This window comes from Pseudomonas sp. Gutcm_11s, assembly GCF_028649395.1.
Taxonomy (GTDB): Bacteria; Pseudomonadota; Gammaproteobacteria; order Pseudomonadales; family Pseudomonadaceae; genus Aquipseudomonas.
The window spans coordinates 34141-51755 of the sequence record NZ_JAQSUW010000002.1; the positions used below are offsets into that span (position 1 = coordinate 34141).

Here is a 17615-nt window from a genome sequence, read left to right on the forward strand (position 1 = left end):
TTGTGTCCGCAAGGTGAACATCCATGAAAGCAACGTCATTGAACGGCGGCACCGACAAGAAACGTCCCGCCCTGCGCCTGATCAACACCAAAGAACTGCCCCGAGAAGACTGGTTGCAGATTCGCAAGCAAGGCATCGGCAGTTCAGATGCTGCGGCAGCGGTGGGTCTCAATCCGTACAAGTCTCAGCTGGAACTGTGGCTGGAGAAAACCGGCCGCGATACCACGCTGCCAAAAACCGATCGTCATGATGAGGAGAGCCCAGCTTATTGGGGCAACGTGCTGGAACCCATCGTGGCTTGGCATTACAGCAAGCGCACGAAGCACAAGGTACGCCGTATCAATGCCGTGCTGCAGCATCCCAACCTAGAGCTGCCCTGGATGCTGGCCAACATAGATCGCGAGGTGATCGGTGCCGACGATGTACAGATCCTTGAATGCAAAACGGCCGGCATAAATGGGGCACGCCTCTGGAAAGAAGGCGTACCCGAGTATGTGCAGTTGCAGGTGATGCACCAGCTCGCCGTTACCGGCAAGCAGACAGCTGATGTCGCAGTGCTACTCGGCGGCCAGACACTGGAGATCCATCGCATCGAACGGGACGAGCAAATGATCGCCCGTCTGATCGAGCTGGAGCGCCGCTTCTGGCACTACGTCGAAACTGATACGCCACCGCCTGCAGATGGCAGTGCGTCAGCTGAACTAGCGTTGCGTTGCCTGTATCCCCAGGACAGCGGCCAAGTCGTTGAGCTCAGCGGCCATGCGGGGCTAGCGGCGGCTTTCCTGGAGCTGAAGGCCGTGCGCCAATTTATCTCCGACAAGGAGAAACGCGAGGCAGAGCTCAAGCAGATGCTGCAGCAAGCCATGGGCGATGCCAGCCGTGCAGAGTTCTCCAGCGGCTATGTGAGCTGGCGAAAATCCAAGGACAGCACCGTGCTCGATGTCGATCGGCTGCTCAAGGAAAAACCCTACCTGCAGGCGCGCTATCCCAAGCTCAAAGAAGGCAGCCGGCGATTCCTGATCGGTTGATCACCCTCCTCTCTCTCAAATCTTCCCCCTTGGCCAGCCCGTGCAGCTTGCGCTGTGCGGTTGGCCTTTTTCATTTCCAGGAGAACTACCATGCTCAAGGGGCTCGCAATCACTCCGCCTGTTCTAGGGCGTATTTCCATTGGCAAGGTCATCGAGAAGAACGGCAAACGTCTGCCGGAGAAGGATGACCAATTCACCATTACCTCTCAGGTGCAGACCAAGGATGGTTGGCTGCTGCATCCGCTCAACGATGAACTACGCCAGGGTAAGGACGATAAGCTGCGCAGCATTCCCGTGCGGTTGCTGTTCAACGAACCGGAGCTGAATTTTCGAGCCGACTACACCCTGTTCGACCGACAGAGCGGACGGCCCGTTTGTGTCGGCAACGGTGAGACCTGCAAACGTGTCACCCAGGACGGCATGCAGTCGCTGCCCTGTCCTTCTCCCGCTGCCTGCCCGCTGGCCAAGGGCGGCGCGTGTAAGCCCTACGGGCGACTGAACGTGGTCATTGGCGACGACGATCTACTGGGTAGCTTCGTGTTCCGTACCACCGGCTTCAACAGTATTCGTACCTTGTCGGCTCGCCTGCATTATTTCCAGGCCATTTCCGGCAATCGCTTGGCCTGCCTACCACTGGAACTGCGCCTGCGTGGGAAATCGACTCGGCAAAGCCATGGCACACCGATTTTCTATGTCGACCTGACGGTACGCAGCGGCATAGACATGGCTGAAGCGCTGCAGACCGCCAATGTTCTTGATGCTCAGCGACATGCAGCAGGCTTCGACCAGGCCGCACTGGATGAGGCGGCGCGTCATGGCTTTGGTAACGGCGCCTTCGAGGACAGCGAGGAGGACAGCCTCGCGATCGCCGAGGAGCTTTACCCCGCCGTGGAAAGCCCATTGGCAACTCCCCAGGCTCGTCAGCTTTCATCCACAGCCAGCCTGACTGAGAAACTGGACGCGCAAGCCCAGCGCCAAATCTCACTCACTAATCACCATCTAGGAGCCAATAAAGCACCTGCACAAGCTGAAGGCCAGTGAGCCGAGCGGTACCTACCTGTGAGGAGGAAATGTAGATGAAGCTACTACGAGTCGTTGCTGCAGCGTTCCTATTCGTCGCCATTCTCACCGGCTGCCTGGTGCTTCTGCTACTGGTGATTCTGATGGTGCGCTTTCCGCCGCTGCTGATTGCCGTGGTGCTGGCCTGCTGGATCCTCAGCAAGCTGCTGAAGGTGCTGGATATACCGGATTAGGAACAGATCGAGAACACCACTACATCCAAGCAGTAATCCCACCATGTTCAGCAGCCAGACAAGCACTGGCTGCTATTACCCTATTAGGAGACTGAACGATGAACAGACAGTGCTTAATCTGCGAATCTAAGGCCGTAATACCCCGTGACGCGGCCAGGGGCCTTGCGCTGTTAGTCGGACTGATCGACGGAGCGATTCAGAGAACCCAGCGTACACACGAGAGACGCAGCCGTACTGATCTTCTCAGCGGACTGGCAGCAATTATCCCGGCTTATTCTGCAGCACGAGATGCGGCTGAAGATGTCGCCCGCTATCACTTTGCGGGCTTCGATTGTCTGTGCTTGCGCTGTGGGGCTTTGTTCGACATAGGCCTCGAGAATCAGGAAGACCTCAACCGTGGCTGAGGCGACCCACCAGACGCTCCACCATTTCCAGTACCAGCGTCCGGTCGTCCGCCTTCAAGGTAGTCAGTAGGTTCTGCAGGCGCCGCGCCTGGTCTTCCGGTCGCGAGCTACCCTCAGTCAGCAACTCGGCTGTCTCACAGCCGAAGATCGATGCCAACTCAACCAGCCTCTCCACGGTGGGCATGACAATCCCGCGTTCAATACGGGATACAGCCTCACCACCTATCCCCAGCCTCTCTGCGACCTGTTCCTGCGTCAGCTCGCAAAACACTCGCTGCCTGGCAATCGCCAAGCCAATCACTTTAGCGAGATTAGTTTGTTCAGACTTCGGCATCGCACCCTCCAGGCCAACCTGAATGGTCGAATACCACCCTCTTGACATGAAGGGCCCCAGAGGTTGTTATCCACCCCTAAAGGTTGATATCAATCCAGAAAAGTCGACTCCACATCCTAAACACACGAGATCCTTCCATGACACAACTGACCTTTGAGGATCTGGCCACCGCCAAACTCTCTCAACTCATCAGCCGCAAGGAGTCTTTCGAAGTAGTAGGCCTAGGCGGAAAGCTCATGGAATCCATTCGCTTAGTGGAAAACAAGATCGAATCAACGGGCATGACGTGCCGCGTTTACACGGTTGGTCGAGTGGGGTTGATAGCAGGCAGCTTCGCAGGTGGCATCACCGGAGCTCTTGGATTGCTCTCAGCCACAGGAATCGCATTGCACAACCTCGTGACCATCAATCCCGACTACGAAATAGAGAAGTACCCGACCTACAACCGAATCGTGGTGCGTTACAAAAAGAAGAAGTAACGCTTCACGACGGTCAATCACTGCACGCCCAAGCCTGGGCTCCCCACTCTCAAACGAAAGGAATTCGATCATGTTAATGACCGGAAAAAGTACCCTATTCCTCGGCCTCGCTGCCGCACTCTCAACCACGGTAGTTGTCGGTTACTACGCGACCGCTAAAGACGCGCAAGCCGCTTACGTTGCAGGCGAAAACGTCTATGTCTGCCCGAAGGTTAAAAACAAGAACAGCACCTTTGATTGTCGAGTGGCTGGAGAGGCCACACCGCGCTTCAAACAGCTCCCATTCGTCGACCGGGAAACCGGGGAACGCTACCTGGAAACCGTTCACGGCTATCTGCCCGTGTATTGCTCTGATCTAGGTTGTGCGGTTGTGAACGACTGGGATGGATTTAAACAAGGCACCCTTGTTGGTCGAGGAGCAAAGGCTCACTACCTCATCGATTCAGGTTGGTACCTGGACTTCAACTCCGATGGCGACACCACAGCCTATCGAAGTGACGTCGGCCCCCAGCAAGGTCAAGATGCCTATGCATCGAGCAAGGCTCTTCCAGCCAACTACGGCAAGGAGTCCTGTTACGACGAAGAGGTAGCAAGCATTCTGGAAGACAACCCAAACTTCCCCATCAGTTTCGACATGATGAATGAGATCCGGGTTGGCTGTGGACTACCTAAAGAGGAGTGACATGCCCTGCCGTAGGACATTCCAGTCATAGCTGAAGATGCCTGCCTCCTGGGGCAGGCATTTTATTTTTCTTAAAGAAGAGACTTTGAGACATTCGGAGCCGGAGGCACATCTGCTCTCTGATCGGCAGTTGCAGCCGTTCGAGAATTGCCCGAGGCGATCTGATGAACACTCGGTCGGTAGGTACGTGGCGCTAGCCGATCCATAGCCCATGCTCGCTTCAAATCTGATGAAGCACGACCACTGACTACTCCATTGATCACTCGCGCTGTCAAAGGAACTGCGGCGTACCCTTCACAATTTCCCTTTACACTGCAACCCAGCTTGAAATAGGCTGAAAAGGTGCCCATCGAGGCATAAAAATGGTGCTTGAGTCAACCGAACTCAGCGCTGGCACAACCTGTGCCCTGACCAGGCGGGAACCTGGATATGACTCATCATCGGTATGGAGTCCTTATGACACAATCCGCTCTAATTGCGGCAGCGTTCGCTCGTGCGCAATCATTTCTTACCAAAATAAGCAAACGACATGAAGGCATCTGGCAGCAGGTTGACGGTGTCCGCCAGCTCGCTCATGAGCATGGGACCAAGTGGGACCGGCGTTGCTTCATCCCCACCAGATTTTTGAATCACGAGTTTCAAGACCCCTTCCCTACGCGCGGTCGTTACAGCCGACCAGGCAAACTGGAACAGAGTAAGCGCTTACGTGACATCGATGTCATTGCCGGCCTAGCCTCTTGGCGCCTCACGAAAGGGATATTCGTGATGAGCAATGAGGACGTTACGGACGCCTGCGAGACCGGAATTCCAAGCGATCCTGATCCCAAAATGTTCCTTCACTTTCCTCAACCATGTATCTACGTGCCTACACCGGGCTTTTCATGGCTAGGAGATCCCTTGTCGGGTTTCTTTGCCTATCTCGACGACTATCTCAATGGAGAGTTGGGACTGATTATATTGATGGACCGTGACGAGCCGGTTTTTCATTCGCTGACCGATGTCGTCCATGTGCGGATCGAATACCAGATTCACAAGGTGCGTGAACCCATGAACTCACGTGCTGACATCATTCGAAACTGGAAGAAAGGCGCGGCTGGGTGGGGAATGGACAACGATGACCGAAACTTATTCCAGGCAACGGTTTTAGGGGATTACTGGAAGCGCCCACCACTTCCAAATGAGAACCAAAAACACCCTGAGGAACTCCTCGAAATCCTGAAAAGCACCCTGGAGGAAGATATCCTTCCCATCGCGGGCTTGCTTTATAGGCTTTGTACCATAACAGCTCAGGTACCCCCTGCAAGTAGGCCTTTTGCTCCAAAGCCCAGGCGGACGCCATCTGGATTCCAGATGATTCCTGCACAGGAAATCACCGCCTGGGATGTTGAAACTCGAACCCGCCAACTTCGCAAACGCCCCACCTCATCTGAAGGTGGTGACGAAAATCAGGGCGGCGGCACTGGCCAATCTAAGCGCACGCATGCTCGAAATGCTCACCTTCGGAAGCTCTCCAACGGGAGGCAGGTACAAATCCCATCGACCGTTGTAAACGCTGCAGCGACGTCGCCGGACGATAGGCCCATAACAGCTGTCATTGTGCCTCCTCTCAACCATAGCTGACTCCGCTCTGCAAAAAGTGCCAGTACTCGCCACGAGTACTGGCATTACCTGATCGATCCCGGCCTGTAAGGACAGGCTCGAAGCGGCCAATAGCAGTCTTTCCATAGCGCCACGCAGTGGAAATTCAGAAATTAGCCGCCTCTCATGTTGGCGAGTTCGTCCACCACTAACTGCATCGGTAGTTCAAAGAAATCAAAAAGCGCATAGAGAGGCGATAAAAGGGGGTGAACAATCTCCGGCAGGTTCGGATCTATCGTCTGTGCGTCAACGTGTGTACTCAAAGTGATCGTGTCTTGGCGGGCAACTCTGCCTTCCCAAACGTGGCGGCGGTTGGTGATGCTTACCAAGGATCGACCGGCGAGCCCTTCGTAATGGACAACAAACCTAATCGTGGCTGGGCCCTCAAAGAGATTGGCGGCGAGGCTTCTCGCGTGCAGCAGAGCTTCGCCAATCCTCCAGACCGGTAGGGTTATATCGAAAACAGTAGCGGGGGGAACTGGGGCGCGTCCCGGTAGCTGCGCATCCATACCATCTTCTTGAAAGCCACGAAGGATGAAGGCCAAGCCATCTGGATGGATCCGCCAGAAGTCAGAGTGCGCCGCATCTCGATCTTCTACCGAAGTTTGGGGATCACCTCCCAACCAGCACTCGACAGCGCCGCCAAATGGGTAAGGCTGAATTCCGGCCCGCGTCGGATACCAGAACGGTGGCCAGCCTGTGTGTCTCGCAACGCTCGCTCTAAGTAGCTCGGGGAATTGTGCTGGGGCGATTTGCCTGCGTTCGCCGACTATTTCGTAGGCGACGCTGAAGCGCCCATGGGGTAGGCGAGGCCCAACTCTTTCAGGGAGTGGCTCGATGAGTCCCCTCCAGCGTTCATGGCTAGACATTATCCATTCATCGAGCCTGGCAGGCTCAGGCGGTTGCTCCACCTGTGGAACAGATCCAGATATCAAGTCTCTGATCTGATCGAACATCTCGTCGCGCCGATTCCGAAGGCATCGAGCTAGGAGGTCATCCCAATCCTGCGCACTTTGGGGAACTTCGCTACGAGGGCCCGGCTTTCGAATATAGATCGCGTTGTTCTGAACGGTGTTTCCATTTGGCCCGGCTCTGCGTGCTCTAACAGGCACGCGATGCCCGCCGGGAACGATCACGATAGGAAAGACGGCACCCACCGGATTTGTAACGATATGCACCGCACAGTGAAACGGTGGATCACAGTAGTTTTGCACGATGCCGTTAATCAGGTCTTGGCTGTAACGATCTAGTGTGGCAGGTCGCCCTTCTGCTTCCACTATGCCCGCATCAGTTTCAACGAGACCGAGCATGATAAACCCACCACCGTGGTTAACGAGGGCGAGAACAGCCTTTGCGAAAGTCGCCTTGTCATCGCTTGAATCTTGCAGATCGAGCCAATTCTTGATCTCGCAATCAAGATCCTCTCGTGGGTCAACCAAGAGGTCGGCTAGACGTTCGCGGGAAACTGTCATATAGCAACATCCTTGCGCACTGTTCAGAAATGCTACCCGTATTACGGTAATTGTACTGGCTCAGCAGCGTCTATCTATATACACCGCTGACGTCAGCTCTTGGCCCAGAGTGTGCAAAACATCTGGACAGAATTGAAGTGCGCGCATCTACGCGAAATCTGGAACTTATCGGCACGTTAGCAGATATGGATTTTTCGTAGGCGCACATTTTTCAGCCTGAAATTTGATGCCTGCCATGCTCGAAAACGTTTTTACACAGCCTCGGCCGGAAACAACTTCTCGTCACCAGTTCAATCCACAGCCAATAGCGATCGTTAGTTAAAGACCTCCACTTGCTACGTGAAGGTATTCCCCCAATGCCGAGTGATGCAAAATTTTGTAAGCCCCTCCTCAAGCACACGCATCACCCCTTACTACTTCCAAACCCTTTCTGGCGATCACCGTAGGACTTAGTAGCCATCTTGCATAGGTAGCTAGCTCGATAGAACAGCGCTGGAAGCTCATCCACATCACCACGACGAACGCGCCGGTCCACACGGTATTCAGCATTGTCCGGGATCTCCACTAGACCTCTGGCCTGACTCACCGACAACCCCAGCGCACCAGCCCAAGAAGCCTCTATGCGACTGACTATGTTTCCTCCCTTTGAACCCAGCCTCCCTATCGTGTAGTAGGCGTCGCGATTGACCAGGATCAGCAGATGGTAGTGCTGCCTACTGCCCCCTGTTTCTTTCGACCAGACGTACCGTACCTTGCAGCCATGAGCGAAGCCATTACGCTCACGCACTTTGTTCTGGTGATACCTAATCTTCTTGGCGAACGACTCGAAGAATCGGCTAATGACTTCGTTCGTATAGGCGTGAGCAGGTAGATCAATGCCGCGGGGCAACCGAAGATCCACTCTGAAAGCCAACAGCCTCGGATACTCAGCCAAGGCTAGGTCGATAGTGCGCTTGAGGTCAGACAGATACTCCCGGACGAAAGGCCCCTTGTTTCTCATCAGGGGCAGGCGCTCGAAGGTCTCATCGTAGTGCAGGTGGAGGTTGTTGTTGCCGGGGTGACGCAGGGGGTACTGCTGATCGGGATCAGTGTACGTCTTGGTAAGGTCGAACATGGCTATGAGCTCTCAGTGGTTGAGTTTCATAACCTGTGAGAGCTGTGTTCTTTTTTACCGACACCTCACCTATACACCTCTCGGTGTGGCGCATTGGCCTCGGCGCGCCTGCTGTTCAATTGATTACTCGGCGGACAGAGTTCTTTGTACGCAGCGCGGTGCTGGTGCTTTAGGAAGTGGCTGCGTGTACAGCCACAGGTGTGGGACTTGATCAGCACTGATGCTTGCTGCTGATCACGCAGGTAGATTCTTAGGATAGGAATAGCTAGTAAAAGCATAATACCCGCACCGAAACTGCAACTCCCTTAAAACCGGGGCAAATTCAACTCAAAAGCCCCCAAAACACAGGCATTATTGCTATATCCGAATTCCGGAGATAAACCAGGCATAAGCGTCGTAATCGCGTCCTTGAGATGCCATCGTCGACTTACTCAGGCAGTGACGTACCTCTTTGACAGTAACTGCTCCATAGACCCTATTCGCCCATAGCCCACTGATCATCGGATGCTAAGCGCCCATGTTCACGAGGTCCCACAATGGGCCCCGATGCCAAGATTTAGAAAGTCTATCTGTACCAAAGCCCATCGACTTTCGTAAATCCATCAGCGGTGGCCGCCTAGGTTTGATATTCAGTCACCGAGCTCGGGCTTCATGAGGGCACGGATTTCGTACAGCTTACTGCTCACGTCATGAAGTTTATTAATGAATTCATCCAGAAAATCGTTGGTGACTTCAAAGTAGCGATTTTTTTTATCCAAACGGCGGTGCAGAATCTGCTGCCTGGCCTTATTGGTGATTGGATAGGCATGCACGATGTCCGAACGCTGGGTATTCAACGCTTGGAACATATCAGCGGCGACGCGTCCAATGGGCTCAACTTCCGGCTTACAAACCTTAGCTTTCTCTACGCTATTGCGGAATTCGCTCAAGATAATGCCACCTGTTTTTGCCTGAAGCGCTGTACGGTCCACGAGCGGGTCAAGGTGGTGAGCTACTTCGGACATAAAACTGCTTATGGAAGCAAATCCATATAGCGCAACCCCTAGCCGGTAAATGTATCCATCGTCAGCAGGAAGCGCGAGACGCGTAAGTCCTCTGATGGCTTTAGTGTCCAGATTGATTGTCATTGCGCGTACTCCAATTTCCTTATCAGGCACAGAAAATGCGGGGGGGCTAACTCTGTGAAGCCGGGTCGCATTCAGTAGAGGAAGAAATTCTTGAGCTTATGGTGCAGCCAGCTGAATACCTAGATCAGGATTTGCAGCTTGCGATAGAAGACCACGGTGTCGCCCCAAAAGCCCAATCGTTCGCGTAGCCGCACTATCTCGCTATTCACCGTTTTGTAAGCATTGGTATTAGTCATACCTGCTGCAACCATGTTCTGTTGAACCTTACTCAATCGACGGTACACAGCGATCTCGACTGCGTGACGCCTGAAATGAGGCCGGTTGAAAGCGCGATGCTTGCCGAGCAGCAGCAAGCAGGCGCCGAAGCCCGCCAGAAAGATCTGCCACATGCTGATCTCAAGCCCCTGAGATGCCGAAACTCCGCAAGCTGAGGCGCCTGCCAGCAGGCTATCGCAAATAACACAAGCCACATGGCAATGGCGAACAGCGCGTGGCTTGTTGGAGGGTAGTGCAATATTAGTTTTAGATAGAGCGAGAACGGATCATAGCAACTCCTGGATGAAGGCTGTCCTGACCTGAAGGCTAAGATTCAAAATAAGCATCCAGTCTTCAGCAGACTCCATCCAACCCTATGGCTGCAGAAGGTGGACGCCTGAGCACACGATTAATCCTCGGGCTTGCTATTTGAAAGCACGTATCCGGCAATGGTACCAAGAAGAGCAGCAAGAGTTTCGGTTTGAAAATTCGTCAGTATTGCAAGAATCAGAATTGTTGGGATGAAAAGAACAATTCCAACTGCCTTGAGAGAGTTGGGGCCGAAACCCTGACCTTTGGCTTTGACGCGCTTATAAACAATATTCAAGCCATAAAGCATGACCAGTGCTGCAGCGGAGACAGCAATAAAGTGCATCCATGTAAACTCCGGTTGCGGTAACACTAGTGGCTCCTTTTAGATGTGCAATAAAGATCTCGATGCGCAATCCTAGCCTGAATCCATTCGCATACCTCACTTTCGACCCAACCGACGCTACGGCTAGTCAATGGAACCGGCTTTGGAAACGTACCGGCGCCTATAAGCTTGTAGATGGTCGACCTGGCCAAGCCTGTTGAGCCGACAACATCTCTCAAACGAATGATCCTAGTTAAAGACTCTTTATTAACCAAGAGCTACTCCAGAAAATACGCGAATACCCTCCTATCAAAGGCCAACCTGTAATAGAGAGGGTTATTCACTTAGCGCAGAGCCGGATGAACAGAAAACGGCGAAACCATATCAAATATCGCAGCGATCGCTCTCCAACCTAAATAAACCAAACCAGGACAATTTTGCATCGAAACAGCAAGGCAAACAATGTCGCTCAAATCGCCAGCTGAACAACTTCTTTTAAAGACTTAACATGCCCCATCTTGTGCAATCCAACCTCAATCAAAGAGGCAACGCACCGAACAGGATCCCACTCCAAATTGCATTCAAAAACAAACTGCTTCAACAGCGCCTCATAAATATCCATGTGCTCCCCAAAAAGTGTGGGAGCATTGAACTCCTGCCCGTCAAGGTCAGAAACACTAGCATTTCCCAGCCCATTAATATCTTTAAGCGCAGTTGAAATAGCAAATCGACAAAGAATATTTGGCGTAAGCCCCGTCTTAGATTTCAAGTATTTCAACTTGGCACTGGACGCGGATGAAATTTTAAACTTATGCGGAAATGAATTCATACGTCCTCCTTGCTACGCCAAAAATATCCTTCTTCAACTCGAGTAGAACGAGAATCAGGTGAGTAAACCAAGTGATAAGAATGCGATATATTTGACTTCAAACCCTCATAGAAAGCGCAATCAATCTCTGTATCAGTAGAGAGAATAATTACCTGATGGCTAGTTTTCGGAAAATAGTTCTCTACCAATTTTCTTCTATGCACCGAATCCAATCGCCCCAAAGGAGTATCTATCACTACTGGTAAACTTCTTCCTGAAGTACGCGCCAAAGCCTCTAGAATAGAAATAGCGAATATCTGTTTCTCTCCGGCCGAGAGTTCACTTTTGCGGATGACCATGCCACTTTCATCAAGGAGCTCCACCTCAAAAGTAGCTGGGTCTACTGAGATAGAAAGATGACGGTCCTCCTTTCTAGCTAGCCTGTTGAAGGAGGAGTAAAACTGTTCCTGGAGCTCGCGCAACTTTGTTTCACGAGCTTGCTTAGAGAACTCCTTTAACACATCACGTGCTTGCTCGGCCAGTGAGAAAACTTTCCCTTTCTCAGCTGATTTCACCGCCTCGGAATGCAACTCATCGAGCCGTCGCGCCACAAATGAGAGCTGGTAAAGAAGCTTTTTGACATCGTCGGCCATAGCAGCTTTCAGAGCTTTGAGCGCCCCCAACTTTTCTTGATGAACTGCCTGCTCTTTAAACAGAGGTATCAATACATTCTCATCGGGAGCTCGGGCCATGTTCTCGCCAAGCGAGTCGATATGTGAATCTATATCCTCAAGCTCTGTAGATAAGACATTAGCTCGGTCTTTATCAATTTTCAGCGCTCTATTTAGCCGATCTTTAGTCGCTGCAATACGAGAGTCCGAAGCATCATGAAGAATAGATACAGTATCTTTAGCCTTTTCCAGAGCCTCACTAAAAGTCTCTAGATAAATACCTCTTATAGCCTGCTCATTACCAATCAACTGAGGAATATTCTTTTGCATTGCCTGAGCAAATATAGGCTCTTGGCCTTTAATGAAATCTGCCAACTCCTTAATATTACGAGCCTCACGCTCAGAATTCATTTGACTCAACAAATTACCGGCAAGCTTTCGAGAAATTGCTAAAGGCAAAAGCCCAGTTGCAAGATCGTGCAAAGAATCCTCAATGACTTTCTTTCTAGCGATAAGCACCTCAAGCTGTAAGCTTTCTTCTTGCTTAGAGGAACTCCAAGCCCCGCCTCTAGCCTTAATCTGCAGATCGAAACTAGAAATAACCTTCTCTGTTTCTACAGTTTCGATCTTGAGTTGCAGAAGACGCTCTCTTACCAACTCAATTTTAGCTTTGATAGTAGAGTACTCATTAAGAGCCGTAGCAATTTTTTCCTGCCGCTCTTGAGTAGCCCCCTTAGCCGCCCGAGTTCTCACTAGAATAGAGAGGTCCGAATCAAGCCGATCGATAATATCTAGTCCTAGAAGCTTGTTAATCGAATCCCGGAGAGCTCCTCCAGTAGTTTCCTCCGCCAGACTAGAAATTTTCTCACCATCAAAGAAGAAGAGCTCAGATACACCAATAGGGATAAGCTCATTCAAGAAAGACTGAGCTTGCTCATATGAAAGCTCCGCAAGATCCTGGCCGTCCCTAGAGATAATCAGCCCTTCTTTAACCTTCTCGGAACGATCAAAGCTCCAATCTCTTTTAAGATGATAAGTAGATATAACCCCATGCTGCGCATAGCGGAAGGTTAACTCAAGAGCCGCTCTACTCGGCTGAGCGATCGCAAGAGGAGCCCGATGGATGCACTCTTTCAAATATTGATGATACTCAGAAATCGTAGCACCAACACCAAGCACTCCTCGCCCATATAGAGCCAACTTAAGTGCAGAAAGGATAGTGGTCTTGCCACCTCCGTTCAGCCCACCGAACAGGACAATTGGTGCCGGCTTACCTCTTTTCAGCTTTGGAACGAGGTCAAAATTATGCAGACCACTGAAAACCCGAAAGTCAAGGACGGAAAGCGAGTCTATGATCATTACAATAGACCCTCGATTTCACGTTTCAAAGCTTCAAATTCCTTACGGTAAACATCTTGATCGCGAGGAGCGGAATGCCTTTCCAGCGCAGCCTCTAACCCGCCCCAATCCTGCTCTAAAACGCGCTGGAGGTCATCGAGAATTCCTTTACGCCGAGACAACCCTGAAAACGACAACTCCGAGTCAATTAGTTTCATAACCAAAGCAGCGGGGACACCTTTTGTACGTTCCAGGTCAGCAAGAATGGCTGCATCCGGCTCGGTGAAAGCACCGGCGTCATTCTTAATCCAGTCAATATGATCTCCCGGATAAACCTCAGAATAAATTTTGGGCAAGGAGTCCAGCCAATCGGGCTCATTTGGGTCCTTAAGCCACTGCTGCCGTATGATCTGCAGCTCATCCCGTCCAATTAAATCTATGTCATGACCACTGGCACGAATATTCCTCTCAATCTGCAGTAACTCCTTGAGCCAAGACTTCCGATAGCTCATCCAGTAAGGCCCTGGCACATGTTTTGTAGCAACATTATCGTCGCTATCAATCGCCCCACGCGCAAACGTCACCTTACCAGTCCGGCGCTTGTAGTTCCGATATTCAGTTTTATTTTCCGGTAGCGAACTAAAATGCAAACTATTCCTAAAGTCTAAAAGTGGACGCATCCACTCCTCGCCGGTGCTTACAAGTCCTTCAATAGCTTTATCTTGCGTAACCACCGTGCAAGTCCAGCAACCAAATCGGGAGCTGCCGCAAGATGGCGTATTGGTATCAATAACCAGAGGACATTCTCCGGCGTTCGATCCTTTGTACAAGTCAAATAGAACCCTATTAGAGCCGCCCCACGGGCGAGGGGCACTCATCAAATACTCCCAAACTTCTTCTGATGACCAATACTCAATTGGCATATACGTATATGCATTTGGTAGAGAAGAGTGTCGTCCCAACGCAGAGCCATCAATACGATGCCGCGCAATGACCTGAGCACGAGTTGAGCTCTCCTGGCGCCTCGAGCCAAGAACAACAACCACTTCACCAAACTTAGCGACTTTATCTTTGATAAACTCACTAACAGGATCAATCTTCATCCGCTCAGTGCACCAACGGAATGCTTTTGTTGGCGCAGGATATCCTTTCCCTAGAAGATTAACCCAAAAAGTCTCATCGGCATCCGGCATTACTGCATGGGCAGTCATCGGAATTTTGTCTTTGGGGGCTTGATGATTGATTGACTCAAGCGCACTGCGAATCATGTCAACTACGACAGGAGTTTCAACTCTAGTATCAGAAGAGACAACATATACATGCTTATGCCGCTCCTTCTCAGGCAAAAGTTTTAAAGCCGCGTACACAAGAGAAAGTATAACTGTTGAATCCTTACCACCACTAAAGCCAACAACCCAAGGGCGAGTATCAGCCCTGTAGATATGCTGCACCTCTCGGATTAGATCTACGAGCGGCCTGTCAGCAATAACTGTTGCCTCTAGAAACTCTTGATGACTACTATAAAGAAATTGTTCTTCACTCATATCTTTTCAACTTTCTCTCGATTTCTTGCTCAGAAGTTGAGAGTGGTATACCCAACTTCTGTTTTATTAGGTTCGCGGTTAAAGCAACATTAGTAGTAGCCTTAGAAATTCGGCCATGCACCATTGCTCTACCTTCCCACTCTGAGTTCGAGCGAGACCAGTCGATGTTTCTTATATTCTTAAGGATCTGCGTCCATTCAGACTCCTGCCGAATGATCAAATCAGCTCCGACAATCCCCATAGCTTGCAGCATTACCCCATGAGCATGGATATAGTTATCTCGGAGATCCGCTGTCGATAAGTCTTTGTTCTTTGCTCTAAGCCAGTCGGGCATATGACTAGCAATTGCACTCCAGTATGCAGCTGAAAGCTCTTTTTCATTCAGAGCGACATGATCATGCTTACCCTTTTTTAGCAATGTCTTAGATGCGTTTTTTATAGCGCTCAGCGTGAAAAGCTTAGAGCTCCGATGAGAAAGGCTAGACTTCTCAAGCTCCGTCATTCGCGAAAACACATCCACACTTTTAACAAGATAGCGAGCAAGATCTGAAATATGGTCACGGTGATCGTAAAGCGTGCTGATGGAATCACTCGGACGGACAGCATGCTTATTGAGATCAGCAAACATTTGCTGACTTCGCTGAAGTCCTTCATCAATAAAAAATAAAACTGGGATATTGTCATATCCCAGTTCCGGGTTGTCCTGAATAGCTTGCTCTATAGCAGCTCGTCGATGCTGTCCATCGTTAATCAATATTTGGGCGTCCATAGGTATGGATAACGTCCCAATATTCTGCCCGCTCCCCGTATCCGAGAAAGGATCGAATTGGACAGAAGCATTTACGGAAGCCGTGATTGCAGAAAGCGTGTAATCCGCTTTGTTTTCAACAAGGTACGAGGCGATTTCTGGAACCCGCGCAAGGTTAAGCTTCCTTTGAGCCCTCAAATCAGCCGGAACATTTTCTTCATTGAAAACAAAAATCCTTGGAACTAGCCGCATCGGACACATGGCGATATAGCAAGGCCTACCGGCCTGCATCCCACGTACACAAGGAAAGGTGTGGACATAGCTACTCATACGCAATACGTCATCCCAAGGTTTTGTACGTTATTTTCCACAAATTTGACGTACATTCAAGCCGCATGATCTATCGAACCTAGCAACATGGGCAGAATCTCGGGTCCAAATCAGCCGGATCAAGGCTCGTGCAGCAGGAGAGTTTTTGTTACAGAAGCCGCCAGAGCGGCTGATTGTCACTTTAGCGCTGGAGGCTGTATCCAAGCGACGAAAGACTCGACAGAGGCCGGCATCGTTGCGTAGAGCCGAAACAGAAATTTACGACCCTGAAAAGGCCCACGTAAGCGCTCTACACCTACGCCCTACAAGGAGCAGACCTAAGCTGAGATTGTCCAGAGAAAAATTTGACGCGACCTTAGAATCAATTCGCCTAGCGCTATCTCATCCGACATAGAGGCTGCCATCACAAAGCGCGTACGCGGGGGAAAGTGATGACGCATACATTCGTATACTGATTTAGGCGCAGAACGTAAAATGGAGAAATAATTATACAAATCAAAGCGACATACAAAACTGAGCTAAACAAGTCTCTCTATATACCCTCCAATATATTTATCAAAAATTGGCCCTATCAAGCCCTTCAGGTTTGGCGGTTTTAAATCCTGGAACGCACCGTCGAATTCTGCGTATAAATCTGGATCACTAAACTCCTCTATCAGGCTTTTTGCATTACCGAATAGCACGTTAAAGTCCTGCGCGTTAATATCAAGGATTCCATGTGCCAACCTAGAGCTATTCCGAACAGAAAGCAAAGTTCTTGCGCGAATTACCCAGTCATTAAGATCGCAAGTATTAATACTTGTACTAACCTTTCCGCGCTCAATTAAATCGACCAGCGAGCCGCAGCCCGATATGTTTAGCCTTCCAACATAAAACTCTCCATTTGTGACAGACAACTCTCCCACTCCACACCGAAGAGTCTGGGCTTGTAAAATAAGCTCAAATGCCCGAACAATCGCCATCACACTACAGGACTCCATACCTAGCGATCTGTAAGTGAGTGCTGAGCGATAGAACCAACCTGAAGTTGAAGAAAATAGGAAAGGCCAATACTGGCTACTATAATCTAATTTGGAGTTGCTAGTACCCAGATAACAACCCTTAACAAGAGTTTCTATTCGCGACAATCGCGCGAGCATAGGCTCCTCGCCTACTCTGGAAGACTGCTGTGTATCTGTTAGAAACCTCCAATGCTCAACAATGGCCGGAGCAATCTCTAAAGACCTGAGAAAACCCGACGAAACAAATTTCTCAGAGAAAACCCTGTCAAGGTAAAAATTCAATACCAAATTCGCCTTGCTCAGGGAAGACTTAAACGAAATTCCGACCTCTCCGAGCGCATCTAAATCAGGAGACTCCAGAAAAGACCGAAATGTCTTTAAATCATCTTTTTTAACTCCCCCCCCATCTATCCACTGAAATATTGAGTACAGCAGATAAACGATCCCCCCCCTACGAGCCCTCTCTCCAAGCATCTGATCCGACTCCTCAAAGCAAAAGTACTCAGGAGCAGAACTGTGCAGCTTGGTTGAGTATAAAAACAGAGCAGCCAAGAAGAATCGCTGGGAGCTTCTACCAAAAGGAACTTTTAAGCGACATATATGGCGGGCTCCCGCAAATGCAGGAGCCTCTCCAACATAGAAAGCAGGAAGAAGAACCACACTATCCGTAAAATCTATTTCTCCGAACCCATCCTCTAAGTGCATGGAAAAATAGTCTACGTCATCGAACCCTGCAAGATCCAAAAGCTTCACTA

Annotated in this window: 19 protein-coding genes; 6 read left to right on the forward strand and 13 right to left on the reverse strand. The window is 50.5% G+C overall.

The genetic code is table 11. The features are described 5' to 3' along the window. The first annotated feature begins 23 nt into the window (after positions 1-23). The 3 genes from PTT45_RS00165 (at position 24) to PTT45_RS00175 (ending at position 2281) form a co-directional block, all read left to right on the forward strand. Positions 24-1028 carry a YqaJ viral recombinase family nuclease gene (locus PTT45_RS00165; protein ID WP_273810654.1) on the forward strand — a complete coding sequence of 335 codons (1005 nt, stop codon included), beginning with the start codon at positions 24-26 and terminating at the stop codon, positions 1026-1028. 90 nt (positions 1029-1118) lie between these two features. Further along, a complete protein-coding gene (locus PTT45_RS00170) occupies positions 1119-2069 on the forward strand; it encodes a recombination directionality factor (protein ID WP_273810656.1) in 951 nt (316 codons plus the stop codon). A gap of 35 nt (positions 2070-2104) precedes the next feature. Then, positions 2105-2281, forward strand: a complete 177-nt coding sequence (locus PTT45_RS00175) for a hypothetical protein (protein ID WP_273810657.1) — start codon at positions 2105-2107, stop codon at positions 2279-2281. 390 nt (positions 2282-2671) lie between these two features. On the opposite strand, the gene PTT45_RS00180 is transcribed toward PTT45_RS00175, so the two are convergent. Continuing rightward, the gene (locus PTT45_RS00180; RefSeq protein ID WP_273810658.1) at positions 2672-3019 is read right to left on the reverse strand and encodes a helix-turn-helix domain-containing protein; all 348 of its coding nucleotides are present in this window, start codon (positions 3017-3019) and stop codon (positions 2672-2674) included. A 137-nt stretch (positions 3020-3156) separates the two neighbouring features. Between PTT45_RS00180 and PTT45_RS00185 the strand changes: the two genes are divergently transcribed. After that, positions 3157-3498, forward strand: a complete 342-nt coding sequence (locus PTT45_RS00185; RefSeq protein ID WP_273810659.1) for a hypothetical protein — start codon at positions 3157-3159, stop codon at positions 3496-3498. A gap of 70 nt (positions 3499-3568) precedes the next feature. Further along, on the forward strand, positions 3569-4180 hold the full coding sequence (locus tag PTT45_RS00190) for a hypothetical protein (protein WP_273810661.1): 612 nt from the start codon (positions 3569-3571) through the stop codon (positions 4178-4180). A gap of 501 nt (positions 4181-4681) precedes the next feature. Here the strand turns inward: PTT45_RS00190 and PTT45_RS00195 are convergent. Beyond that, a complete protein-coding gene (locus PTT45_RS00195; RefSeq protein WP_273810663.1) occupies positions 4682-4822 on the reverse strand; it encodes a hypothetical protein in 141 nt (46 codons plus the stop codon). A 123-nt stretch (positions 4823-4945) separates the two neighbouring features. Here PTT45_RS00195 and PTT45_RS00200 point away from each other — a divergent pair, with 123 nt between their 5' ends. Then, on the forward strand, positions 4946-5800 hold the full coding sequence (locus tag PTT45_RS00200; protein ID WP_273810664.1) for a hypothetical protein: 855 nt from the start codon (positions 4946-4948) through the stop codon (positions 5798-5800). Between the two features lie 131 nt (positions 5801-5931). On the opposite strand, the gene PTT45_RS00205 is transcribed toward PTT45_RS00200, so the two are convergent. The 11 genes from PTT45_RS00205 to PTT45_RS00255 all read right to left on the reverse strand — a co-directional run bounded on the left by PTT45_RS00205 (position 5932) and on the right by PTT45_RS00255 (position 17613). Then, on the reverse strand, positions 5932-7290 hold the full coding sequence (locus PTT45_RS00205) for a hypothetical protein (RefSeq protein WP_273810665.1): 1359 nt from the start codon (positions 7288-7290) through the stop codon (positions 5932-5934). 403 nt (positions 7291-7693) lie between these two features. Next, the gene (locus tag PTT45_RS00210) at positions 7694-8404 is read right to left on the reverse strand and encodes an inovirus Gp2 family protein (protein ID WP_273810666.1); all 711 of its coding nucleotides are present in this window, start codon (positions 8402-8404) and stop codon (positions 7694-7696) included. Between the two features lie 629 nt (positions 8405-9033). Beyond that, a complete protein-coding gene (locus tag PTT45_RS00215) occupies positions 9034-9531 on the reverse strand; it encodes a hypothetical protein (protein ID WP_273810667.1) in 498 nt (165 codons plus the stop codon). 119 nt (positions 9532-9650) lie between these two features. Next, on the reverse strand, positions 9651-9920 hold the full coding sequence (locus PTT45_RS00220) for a hypothetical protein (protein WP_273810668.1): 270 nt from the start codon (positions 9918-9920) through the stop codon (positions 9651-9653). Between the two features lie 275 nt (positions 9921-10195). After that, entirely contained in the window at positions 10196-10441 is a 246-nt protein-coding gene (locus PTT45_RS00225; RefSeq protein ID WP_273810669.1) for a hypothetical protein, read from the reverse strand. Between the two features lie 26 nt (positions 10442-10467). Beyond that, a complete protein-coding gene (locus tag PTT45_RS00230; RefSeq protein WP_273810670.1) occupies positions 10468-10695 on the reverse strand; it encodes a helix-turn-helix transcriptional regulator in 228 nt (75 codons plus the stop codon). A 194-nt stretch (positions 10696-10889) separates the two neighbouring features. Next, positions 10890-11249 carry a DndE family protein gene (locus tag PTT45_RS00235; protein ID WP_273810671.1) on the reverse strand — a complete coding sequence of 120 codons (360 nt, stop codon included), beginning with the start codon at positions 11247-11249 and terminating at the stop codon, positions 10890-10892. Then, a complete protein-coding gene (dndD, locus tag PTT45_RS00240; RefSeq protein ID WP_273810672.1) occupies positions 11246-13258 on the reverse strand; it encodes a DNA sulfur modification protein DndD in 2013 nt (670 codons plus the stop codon). Before dndD ends, PTT45_RS00235 begins: the two co-directional genes overlap by 4 nt. Beyond that, a complete protein-coding gene (dndC, locus tag PTT45_RS00245; RefSeq protein WP_273810673.1) occupies positions 13258-14781 on the reverse strand; it encodes a DNA phosphorothioation system sulfurtransferase DndC in 1524 nt (507 codons plus the stop codon). Before dndC ends, dndD begins: the two co-directional genes overlap by 1 nt. Further along, on the reverse strand, positions 14774-15859 hold the full coding sequence (dndB, locus tag PTT45_RS00250; protein ID WP_273810675.1) for a DNA sulfur modification protein DndB: 1086 nt from the start codon (positions 15857-15859) through the stop codon (positions 14774-14776). The genes dndC and dndB overlap by 8 nt, the downstream gene beginning before the upstream one ends. Before the next feature lie 518 nt (positions 15860-16377). Continuing rightward, positions 16378-17613 carry a hypothetical protein gene (locus tag PTT45_RS00255; RefSeq protein ID WP_273810676.1) on the reverse strand — a complete coding sequence of 412 codons (1236 nt, stop codon included), beginning with the start codon at positions 17611-17613 and terminating at the stop codon, positions 16378-16380. Positions 17614-17615 lie beyond the last annotated feature (2 nt).

Bases quoted from the DNA above. Each gene is read 5' to 3' on its own strand.
- PTT45_RS00180 (WP_273810658.1), bottom strand. From the start codon at position 3,019: ATGCCGAAGTCTGAACAAACTAATCTCGCTAAAGTGATTGGCTTGGCG.
- PTT45_RS00205 (WP_273810665.1), bottom strand. From the start codon at position 7,290: ATGACAGTTTCCCGCGAACGTCTAGCCGACCTCTTGGTTGACCCACGA.
- PTT45_RS00200 (WP_273810664.1), top strand. From the start codon at position 4,946: ATGAGCAATGAGGACGTTACGGACGCCTGCGAGACCGGAATTCCAAGC.
- PTT45_RS00185 (WP_273810659.1), top strand. From the start codon at position 3,157: ATGACACAACTGACCTTTGAGGATCTGGCCACCGCCAAACTCTCTCAA.
- PTT45_RS00220 (WP_273810668.1), bottom strand. From the start codon at position 9,920: ATGTGGCAGATCTTTCTGGCGGGCTTCGGCGCCTGCTTGCTGCTGCTC.
- dndB (WP_273810675.1), bottom strand. From the start codon at position 15,859: ATGAGTAGCTATGTCCACACCTTTCCTTGTGTACGTGGGATGCAGGCC.
- PTT45_RS00190 (WP_273810661.1), top strand. From the start codon at position 3,569: ATGTTAATGACCGGAAAAAGTACCCTATTCCTCGGCCTCGCTGCCGCA.
- PTT45_RS00235 (WP_273810671.1), bottom strand. From the start codon at position 11,249: ATGAATTCATTTCCGCATAAGTTTAAAATTTCATCCGCGTCCAGTGCC.
- dndC (WP_273810673.1), bottom strand. From the start codon at position 14,781: ATGAGTGAAGAACAATTTCTTTATAGTAGTCATCAAGAGTTTCTAGAG.
- PTT45_RS00165 (WP_273810654.1), top strand. From the start codon at position 24: ATGAAAGCAACGTCATTGAACGGCGGCACCGACAAGAAACGTCCCGCC.
- PTT45_RS00225 (WP_273810669.1), bottom strand. From the start codon at position 10,441: ATGCACTTTATTGCTGTCTCCGCTGCAGCACTGGTCATGCTTTATGGC.
- PTT45_RS00175 (WP_273810657.1), top strand. From the start codon at position 2,105: ATGAAGCTACTACGAGTCGTTGCTGCAGCGTTCCTATTCGTCGCCATT.
- PTT45_RS00210 (WP_273810666.1), bottom strand. From the start codon at position 8,404: ATGTTCGACCTTACCAAGACGTACACTGATCCCGATCAGCAGTACCCC.
- dndD (WP_273810672.1), bottom strand. From the start codon at position 13,258: ATGATCATAGACTCGCTTTCCGTCCTTGACTTTCGGGTTTTCAGTGGT.
- PTT45_RS00215 (WP_273810667.1), bottom strand. From the start codon at position 9,531: ATGACAATCAATCTGGACACTAAAGCCATCAGAGGACTTACGCGTCTC.
- PTT45_RS00170 (WP_273810656.1), top strand. From the start codon at position 1,119: ATGCTCAAGGGGCTCGCAATCACTCCGCCTGTTCTAGGGCGTATTTCC.